This is a genomic window from Shigella sp. FC1661 (genome assembly GCF_001712525.1).
GTDB classification, from domain to species: Bacteria; Pseudomonadota; Gammaproteobacteria; order Enterobacterales; family Enterobacteriaceae; genus Escherichia; species Escherichia coli.
The window spans coordinates 1-441 of sequence record NZ_MDGW01000479.1; the positions used below are offsets into that span (position 1 = coordinate 1).

General features: G+C 54.9%; 2 pseudogenes. Both read right to left on the reverse strand.

From position 1 onward, the window contains the following. Nucleotides 1–277: pseudogene (locus tag BFF42_RS20825) on the reverse strand (transposase); the annotation flags it as partial. A 4-nt stretch (nucleotides 278–281) separates the two neighbouring features. Then, nucleotides 282–441, reverse strand: a pseudogene (locus BFF42_RS20830) (IS4 family transposase); the annotation flags it as partial.

The following is a 441-nucleotide window of genomic DNA, read 5'->3' on the forward strand; positions in this document are numbered from 1 at the left end:
GACTGATATCCCGCGCGTTTTTCTTCAGCCCCTCCACATTCAGTCCCGCGATGGCCCGGCGGTATACCATCCGGCCGCCACACAGCACGCATTCGAACGAGTCACGACTCAGGAACTGTTTCACCATTTGTGCATAGCACACTTTCGCCACTGGTTCCTGTTTATCCATCCCCAGAGCACGGTACACCTGCGGCAGCTTCTCTCCACACACCCGGTTGGCAAGGAACCCGAAGTACCTCACCATCTTAAAAAACTTCTCCGGGATGTGTAATGCCAGTCAGTTAAGCAACTGACTGGCTCTTTTTCGGGGCTGTGGGGTATTTCCAGGGCCTCTCCTTTACCACTCTCGGGAAGGCCCTTCCCCTTCTCGTCGGTAATTTCACAAGTTGTCCCATACTTGCAAGATCGCGCATCAGCTCCGGTATACGTCCCGGTGAAGCG